Raw genomic sequence first — 7,186 nt, 5'->3', positions numbered from 1 at the left:
GACACCGTCAAGCGGCTGCAGGCCGAGGGCAAGGTCGTGGCGATGGTCGGCGACGGCGTCAACGACGCGGCCGCGCTCGCCCAGGCCGACCTGGGCCTGGCCATGGGCACCGGCACCGACGCCGCCATCGAGGCCGGCGACCTCACCCTGGTCCGCGGCGACCTGCGCTCGGCGGCCGACGCGATCCGGCTCTCCCGCCGCACCCTCGGCACCATCAGGGGCAACCTGTTCTGGGCCTTCGGCTACAACGTGGCGGCGATCCCGCTGGCCGCCGCCGGACTGCTCAACCCGATGATCGCCGGGGCCGCGATGGCCTTCTCCTCGGTCTTCGTGGTCACCAACAGCCTCCGGCTGCGCCGCTTCCAGCCCGCCTGACGACACCGGGCCCGAACAGCGCGAAGGCCCCGGACCGACGACCGGTCCGGGGCCTTCGCGGTGCCTCAACGCCCCAGCAGCTCGCCGCCGTTGCAGTGCAGGATCTCACCGGTGATGAACCCGGCCTCCGGCGAGGCCAGGAAGTGCACCGCCGCCGCGACCTCGCCGGTCTCGCCGATCCGACCGAGCAGCGTGCGCGCCGCCCGGCGGGCCACCTCGGCCTCGTCCAGCCGCGGTCCGAAGAACTCGGTGCCGCTGACCGTCCCCGGCGCGACGATGTTGGCGGTGATCCCCGAGGTCCCCAACTGGGCGGCCAGGAAGTGGTTCCAGGCGTGCAGCGAGGCCTTCGCGGCACCGTACGAGCCGGCCCCGCGCAGGGCGGCGATGGAGCTGATGGTGACCACCCGGCCGGAGCCGTGGGTGAGCCGGTCCCGGATCGACTCGGTGAGCAGCACCACGGTCAGCACGTTGCGCTCGAAGTCGCCGCGCCAGCGGGCCAGCAGGGCGTGCGGCCCGCCGCCGACCACGGTCTCCCGGCTGCCGGCGTTGTTCACCAGCACGTCGATCCGCTCGGGCAGTCCGTCGAGCGCCGCCTCGACCGCGTCCGGGTCGGCGAGGTCGCACACCAGCGGGGTCACGTTCGGTCCGAGGTCGGCCGCGGCCTTCTCGAGGACCTCCCGGCGCCGACCGACGATCACCACGCGTTCGCCCGCCTCGGCGAACCGCCGCGCGACTTCGTACCCGATTCCCGTGCCACCGCCGGTGACGACGACGTTCCTGGCCATCTGCGTACTCCCTCCCCAGTTCCGCCGCCGCGCTGCAAGGGTGCGCGACGGTCCGTACCGGAATGCCACGATTCCTATCACGCTCGGTTGCCGTGACTGCGGGGAGGGTGACGTCGGGCGCGAGGGAAGGTGTGATAAGGGCGCGGAACGGCGCGCCTACGGAGCGTGGCGAGAGGCAGCTCACACCTCTCGGGCGTAACTTCTCGCACCCTGATACGTCTTAGGTTGGTAGTGCGGCAGTTTTTCCGATGGGCCGGGGCGCGACTAACGGCAACGCGTCCCTCATCCAGCGGCTGTCGCCGACGGGGCTCCGGCGGGCCCCGGGAACGGTCGTCGGTCTCGACGGCCTTCGCGCACGGCGCCGGGGTCGCGGCGGGCCAGGGACGCTTTGAGCGGCCGTCCCCCGGCTGCGGCCGGCCCCGGAGTCGTGCGCTGTACGGTTCCGTCCCCGCGCGGGCCCTTCCGGGTCCGGGGCGCGGGGACGGCGAAGGGGCCCGGCCGCTCAGCAGCGGCCGGGCCCCTCTCCGTTCACTCGCGGTGCGTCAGCGCTGGTCGAGCTCGACGTAGTCGCGGATCGCGGTGCCGGTGTAGATCTGACGCGGACGGCCGATGCGGCTGGTCGGGTCGTTGATCATCTCGTGCCAGTGGGCGATCCAGCCGGGCAGCCGGCCGAGGGCGAACAGCACGGTGAACATGCTGGTCGGGAAGCCCATGGCGCGGTAGATCAGGCCGGTGTAGAAGTCCACGTTCGGGTACAGCTTGCGCGAGATGAAGAAGTCGTCCTTGAGGGCGTGCTCCTCCAGCTTGAGCGCGATGTCCAGCAGCTCGTCGCTCTTGCCGAGCTGGCCGAGGACCTCGTGCGCGAGCAGCTTGACCTGCGCGGCGCGCGGGTCGAAGGCCTTGTAGACGCGGTGGCCGAAGCCCATCAGCTTGACGCCGGCTTCCTTGTTCTTCACCTTCGTGATGAACGCGTCGACGTCGCCGCCGTCCTTCTGGATGCTCTCCAGCATCTCCAGCACGGCCTGGTTGGCGCCGCCGTGCAGCGGGCCCCACAGGGCCGAGATGCCGGCCGAGATCGAGGCGAACAGGTTGGCGTGGCTGGAGCCGACCAGGCGCACGGTGGAGGTCGAGCAGTTCTGCTCGTGGTCCGCGTGCAGGATGAGCAGCTTGTCCAGGGCGTTGACGACGACCGGGTTGAGCTCGTAGTCCTCGGCGGGGACCGCGAAGGTCATCCGCAGGAGGTTCTCGACGTAGCTCAGGTCGTTGCGCGGGTAGACGAAGGGCTGGCCCATCGCCTTCTTGTACGCGTACGCGGCGATCGTCGGCAGCTTCGCCAGCAGGCGGACGGTCGACAGGTGACGCTGGGCCGCGTCGAAGGGGTTGTGGCTCTCCGGGTAGAACGTGGAGAGCGCACCGACCACCGAGGACAGCATGGCCATCGGGTGGGCGTCCCGCGGGAAGCCCTGGAAGAAGCGCTTGACGTCCTCGTGCAGCAGCGTGTGCTGGGTGATCTCGCGGTTGAACTCCGCCAGCTGGTCCGCGTTGGGCAGCTCGCCGTTGATCAGGAGGTACGCGGTCTCGATGAAGCCGCCCTGCGCTGCGAGCTGCTCGATCGGGTAGCCGCGGTACCGAAGGATGCCGTTGTCGCCGTCCACGAAGGTGATCGCGGACTTGTACGCAGCGGTGTTACCGAAGCCGTTGTCCAGGGTGACCAGGCCGGTCTGCGGGAGCAGCTTCGAGATGTCGAAGCCGGCGTTGCCCGCAGTGCTCTCGACGACGGGGTACTCGTACTCGCCGTCCTGGTACCGCAGTACTACCGAGTTGTCGCTCACGTCTTCCTCACCGACGAAATGAATCCTCTTCCAAGGTGCCCTGACTGTCTCTACCATCCCCCATCCGGAGGACAGTCGCGCACCCGGGGTGGCCCGGAAGGGCCCGCCCCTACAAAACCTGCCGCCGTAGCCGGTACGAACCGGACAAGATCGGCACCACCCTAGGCTCTGCCGTAAATCTCTTCACGTCAAGAGAACCTTAGAGGCAACCATCCTGCTGGATAATCATCCAGAAGCAAGCCGATGATCGAGGGCGGCATGCCGCCGACCTGCGCTGACGGCCCGCACGGCCTGCGCGATCGCCTTCCGTGACCCGACCAGCACGACGAGTTTTCTGGCCCTGGTCACCGCGGTGTAAAGCAGATTTCGCTGGAGCATCGTCCAAGCGGACATGGTGACCGGAATCACCACCACCGGATACTCGCTGCCCTGCGAACGGTGGATCGTCACCGCGTACGCGTGGGCCAGCTCGTCCAGTTCGTCGAAGTCGTACACCACCTCCTCGTCCTCGTCGGTGACCACCGTCAACCGCTGGTCGTCCGCGCTGAGGGCGGTCACCACTCCCACTGTGCCGTTGAAGACGCCGTTCCGCCCCTTGTCGTAGTTGTTGCGGATCTGGGTGACCTTGTCCCCCACCCGGAACGTCCGCCCGCCGAAACGCCGTTCCGCCAGCCCCTCCCGGGCCGGCGTCACCGCCGCCTGCAGCAGCGTGTTCAGGTTCCCCGCCCCCGCCGGGCCCCGGTGCATCGGCGCCAGCACCTGGACGTCCCGGCGCGGGTCGAAGCCGAACTTCTGCGGGATCCGGCGCGCCACCACGTCCACCGTCAGCCCGGCCGCCCGCTCCGCGTCGTCCTCCACGAACAGGAAGAAGTCCGCCAGACCCTCCGTCAGGGGCGGCTTCCCCTCGTTGATCCGGTGCGCGTTCGTCACCACTCCCGACTCCTGGGCCTGCCGGAAGATCCGGGTCAGCCGCACCGACGGGATCGGCCCGTCCTCGGCCAGCAGGTCCCGCAGCACCTCCCCGGCACCCACCGAGGGCAGCTGGTCCACGTCCCCCACGAACAGCAGGTGAGCGCCCGGCGGGACCGCCTTGACCAGCTTGTTCGCCAGGATCAGGTCCAGCATCGAGGCCTCGTCCACCACCACCAGGTCCGCGTCCAGCGGCCGGTCCCGGTCGTACGCGGCGTCCCCGCCCGGCTTCAGCTCCAGCAGCCGGTGCACCGTCGAGGCCTCCACCCCGGTCAGCTCCGACAGCCGCTTCGCCGCCCGGCCGGTCGGCGCCGCCAGCACCACCTTCGCCCGCTTCGCCAGCGCCAGCGTCACGATCGACTTCACCGTGAACGACTTCCCGCAGCCCGGACCACCCGTCAGCACCGCGACCTTCCGCGTCAGTGCCAGCCGCACCGACTGCTCCTGCTCCGGCGCCAGCTCGGCCCCCGTCCGCTTCGCCAGCCACTCCAGCGCCACCGGCCAGTCCACCCCGGCGAACCACGGCATCCGGTCGGAGTCGGAACGCAGCAACCGCAGCAGCTGGTTCGCCAGCGAGATCTCCGCCCGGTGGAACGGCACCAGGTAGACCGCGGTGATCGGCTCGCCCGCCTCGCCCGGCACCGTCTCGCGCACCACGCCCTCGGCGGCGACCAGCTCGGCCAGGCAGTCGATCACCAGCCCCACGTCCACCTGCAGCAGCTTCACGCCGTCCGCGATCAGCCGCTCCTCGGGCAGGTAGCAGTGCCCCTGGTCGCTGCTCTGCGACAGCGCGTACTGCAGCCCCGCCTTCACCCGCTCCGGGCTGTCGTGGGGGATGCCCACCGCCTGGGCGATCCGGTCCGCCGTCAGGAAGCCGATGCCCCAGACGTCCGCCGCCAGCTTGTACGGCTCGTTCTTCACCACGCCGATCGAGGCGTCGCCGTACTGCTTGTAGATCCGCACCGCCAGTGAGGTCGACACCCCGACCCCCTGCAGGAAGACCATCACCTCCTTGATGGCCTTCTGCTCCTCCCAGGCCGCGGCGATCTTCCTGGTCCGCTTCGGTCCCAGTCCGGGCACCTCGATCAGCCGGCCCGGCTCGTTCTCGATCACCTCCAGGGTGTCCACCCCGAAGCGCTCCACGATCCGCTCGGCGAACCGCGGCCCGATCCCCTTGATCAGCCCCGAGCCCAGGTAGCGCTGGATGCCCTGCACGGTGGCCGGCAGCACCGTGGTGTAGTTCTCCACCATGAACTGCCGCCCGTACTGCGGGTGCGAGCCCCACCGGCCGTGCAGCCGCAGCGACTCCCCGACCTGCGCCCCCAGCAGCGCGCCCACCACCGTCAGCAGGTCGTTCGCGCCCCGGCCGGTGTCCACCCGGGCCACGGTGTAGCCGGTCTCCTCGTTGGCGTAGGTGATCCGCTCCAGCACGCCCTCGACCTGCGCCAGCTGGCGCGGCACCTGCTGCGATTGCTGCCCCGACTGCGGCTGCTTGCCCACCGGAGCCCCCTCTTCGACCAGTACGGGTGGACCCTTCCGTTACGCACCGTACCGCCCCTCGCCGACAGGCCCCGAACCGCGCGGAAAGCGGCGGGAGGGCCGGCGAGGAAGCCCGGGAGTCCGACGGAAGCCCGCCGTGCACCGTCCCCTCCGAGGTGCCAGGCTGGAAGGTCCAGGGGATCTCGACCGCGCCCGCGACCGTACGGGCCCCGTCCCAGGAGCAGTGCCGCCATGCTCAACACCGCCTTCCGCCCCGGTTCCCCGAACTGGCTCGACCTGAGCAGCCCCGACACCCGGGCCTCCGTCGACTTCTACACCGCCCTGTTCGGCTGGTCCTTCGACTCGGCCGGCCCCGAGGCCGGCGGCTACGGCTTCTTCCAGCTCGACGGCCGCACGGTCGCCGCCCTCGGCCCGCTCCCCGAGGAGGGCTCCCTGCCCGGCTGGACCCTGTACTTCACCACCCTCGACGCCGACCGCACCACCGAACTCGTGGCACAGTCCGGCGGCCGGGTCCGGTTCGCCCCCTTCGACGTCTTCACGGCGGGCCGGATGGCCGGCTACACCGACCCCACCGGTGCCGACTTCGCGGTCTGGCAACCCCACGACACCCGCGGCCTGGACCTCGTCAACGAGGAGGGCAGCCTCTGCTGGGCCGAGTGCTACAGCATCGACGCCGAGCGGGCCAAGGCCTTCTACCGCGTGGTCTTCGGCTGGCAGGAGCAGGACGTCCCGCTCGGCGAGGTGATCTACACCGTCCTCACCCCGGCGGGCGGCGGCACCGACGACGCCCACGGCGGCATCATGCAGCTCGGCCCCGAACACACCGCGCGCGGCACCAGCTCGCACTGGCTCCCCTACTTCGAGGTCCCCAACGTGGACGCGAGCCTCGCCATCGCCGACACCCTCGGCGCGAAGGTACGGATCCCCGCGACGGACGTCCACGGCGTCGGCCGCCTCGCCCAGCTGCTCGACCCGCACGGCGCCGTCTTCGCCGTCATCACGAGTGCCGAGCCCGGGGCCTGACTCCGCATTACCGCGCATTACCCCTCAGAAGGGCTGTGAAGGGGTGCTACGGGCGTAGACAGAGGTGGGTCCGCCTCCCGGACGGCTCTAGTCTCTGATCATGACTGAAACGGCTGTTCTGACGATCCGACGGGCCGGCGAAGGCGACCTGCCGGCAATCGTGGCCATGCTCGCCGACGACCCACTGGGCGCCACGCGGGAGAGCCCCGACGACCTCACCCCGTACCGCACCGCCTTCGCCCGCATCGACGGCGACCCGCACCAGCACCTGGTGGTGGCCGAACGCGCCGGCCGCGTGGTCGGAACCCTGCAGCTCACGGTCGTCCCGGGACTCTCCAGGGCGGGCACCACCCGCACGATCATCGAGGCCGTCCGCATCCACGCCGACGAACGCGGCAGCGGGCTCGGCACCGAACTGATCCAGTGGGCCGTCGAACGCTCCCGCGCGCTGGACGCCGACCTCGTCCAGCTGACCTCGGACGCGACGCGGACGGACGCGCACCGCTTCTACGAACGGCTCGGCTTCGTGGCCTCGCACATCGGATTCAAGCTCAAGCTCTGAATCAAGCCCCGAATCAAGCCCAGCCCCAAACCCTGAAAACGCGAGAAGGCCCCACCCGGAAACCGGGTGGGGCCTTCTCTGAATGATTGTTCGGCGGCGTCCTACTCTCCCACAGGGTCCCCCCTGCAGTACCATCGGCG

At 70.3% G+C, this 7,186-nt stretch carries 6 protein-coding genes; 3 read left to right on the top strand and 3 right to left on the bottom strand.

What is annotated here, in order from left to right; translation table 11 throughout:
* Nucleotides 1-375: HAD-IC family P-type ATPase (locus ACFQ87_RS43355; protein ID WP_380616530.1), on the top strand; the 375-nt coding region annotated here is incomplete at its 5' end.
* A gap of 65 nt (nt 376-440) precedes the next feature.
* Here ACFQ87_RS43355 and ACFQ87_RS43350 read toward each other — a convergent pair.
* From ACFQ87_RS43350 to ACFQ87_RS43340, 3 genes are all read right to left on the bottom strand, one after another.
* Nucleotides 441-1,160: an SDR family NAD(P)-dependent oxidoreductase gene (locus ACFQ87_RS43350; protein WP_380616528.1), complete on the bottom strand. Its 720-nt coding sequence runs from the start codon at nt 1,158-1,160 to the stop codon at nt 441-443.
* Nucleotides 1,161-1,702: 542 nt separating this feature from the next.
* Nucleotides 1,703-2,992: a citrate synthase gene (locus ACFQ87_RS43345; protein ID WP_380616527.1), complete on the bottom strand. Its 1,290-nt coding sequence runs from the start codon at nt 2,990-2,992 to the stop codon at nt 1,703-1,705.
* 225 nt (nt 2,993-3,217) lie between these two features.
* On the bottom strand, nt 3,218-5,461 hold the full coding sequence (locus ACFQ87_RS43340; protein WP_380616526.1) for an ATP-dependent RecD-like DNA helicase: 2,244 nt from the start codon (nt 5,459-5,461) through the stop codon (nt 3,218-3,220).
* 231 nt (nt 5,462-5,692) lie between these two features.
* On the opposite strand from ACFQ87_RS43340, the gene ACFQ87_RS43335 reads away from it, so the two are divergent.
* Together ACFQ87_RS43335 and ACFQ87_RS43330 are read left to right on the top strand one after the other, a co-directional pair.
* Nucleotides 5,693-6,484 carry a VOC family protein gene (locus tag ACFQ87_RS43335; RefSeq protein WP_380616525.1) on the top strand — a complete coding sequence of 264 codons (792 nt, stop codon included), beginning with the start codon at nt 5,693-5,695 and terminating at the stop codon, nt 6,482-6,484.
* Between the two features lie 100 nt (nt 6,485-6,584).
* The gene (locus tag ACFQ87_RS43330; RefSeq protein WP_380616524.1) at nt 6,585-7,046 is read left to right on the top strand and encodes a GNAT family N-acetyltransferase; all 462 of its coding nucleotides are present in this window, start codon (nt 6,585-6,587) and stop codon (nt 7,044-7,046) included.
* The last annotated feature ends 140 nt before the right edge of the window (nt 7,047-7,186 follow it).

Origin of the sequence: Kitasatospora sp. NPDC056531 (assembly GCF_042794375.1) — a bacterium.
Lineage (GTDB): Bacteria > Actinomycetota > Actinomycetes > Streptomycetales > Streptomycetaceae > Kitasatospora.
This window is presented reverse-complemented; position numbering and strand designations above follow the sequence as displayed.